Raw genomic sequence first — 936 nt, forward strand, 5'->3', positions numbered from 1 at the left:
CCCACCGTCTCCTCGGCCGCCGCCACGGCCTGGGCGCCCAGCTCGACGCCGAGCGGCCCCGGCCCCGCCGACCGCGCCCGCACCGTCACCCGGACCAGATCGCCCTCCCGGCTCACCTCGACCCGCGCCCCGGACGGAGCCGCCTGCCGCGCGGCGGCGATCGCGGCGTCGCGCGGCTCCTGCCTGGCCACCGCCCTGGCGCCGGTCCGCGCCGCATCCACGCACCGGATCTGGGCGGACGCCGCGAGGACCGCCCAGACCAGCGCCATCGTGAACGCCACCAGCACCGGCAGCACCACAGCCGCCTCCGCCGTCACGAAGCCCCGGTCCCGCCGGTGCCGGCACCGGCACCCGCACGACGCCTCAGAACGACCCATGAAGGGCCTTAGCCACCAAGGACTGCAGCGCCGACTGCACCACGTCGCTCGTCACCACCTGGTACAGCACCCCGGCGAATCCCACCGCCGCGATCAGCCCCACGGCGTACTCGGCGCTGACCATGCCGTCGTCCCGGCGCGCCGACCGCGACCGCACCGCCCGCACCCAGCGCAGACCCACCTCGCGCAGCCGCCCGTACATCTGTTCCTTGCGCGTTCCGTCCATCACAACCCCCTTGGGAATCAACGTCGTTCAGTGCTCGCCCGTACGGTCGGGCCACACCTGCGGGCCCGGCCTCAGTGGCCGCCCAGCACTCCGCCCGCGAGACCGATCACCACGGGCAGCACCCCGATCACGAGGAACGCGGGGAGGAAACACAGCCCCACCGGAGCCGTGATCACCACAGCGGCCCGCCGGGCAACGGCCGTGGCCCGGCGCCCCCGCTCGGCTCTGCACTCCGCCGCGAACCGCGCCACGGGCGCCGCCGCCGGCGCCCCGGACTCACCGGCCCGCTCCAGCAGCCGCACCAGCGCATCGGCTCCGGGTATCACGGCCAAC

The 936-nt window shown here is 75.6% G+C and carries 3 protein-coding genes; all 3 read right to left on the reverse strand.

What is annotated here, in order from left to right:
• On the reverse strand, positions 1–377 hold a 377-nt coding region (locus G3I40_RS17535), incomplete at its 3' end, for a TadE family protein (RefSeq protein WP_164303088.1).
• Positions 364–603, reverse strand: coding sequence for a DUF4244 domain-containing protein (locus G3I40_RS17540; protein WP_239091786.1), 240 nt, complete (start codon positions 601–603; stop codon positions 364–366). The genes G3I40_RS17535 and G3I40_RS17540, both read right to left, overlap by 14 nt.
• Positions 604–674: 71 nt before the next feature.
• Positions 675–936 (reverse strand): type II secretion system F family protein (locus tag G3I40_RS17545; RefSeq protein ID WP_203644266.1); only part of this gene is annotated, 262 nt, incomplete at its 5' end.

The sequence above is a fragment of the Streptomyces sp. SID14478 genome (genome assembly GCF_010548525.1).
Classification (GTDB): domain Bacteria; phylum Actinomycetota; class Actinomycetes; order Streptomycetales; family Streptomycetaceae; genus Streptomyces.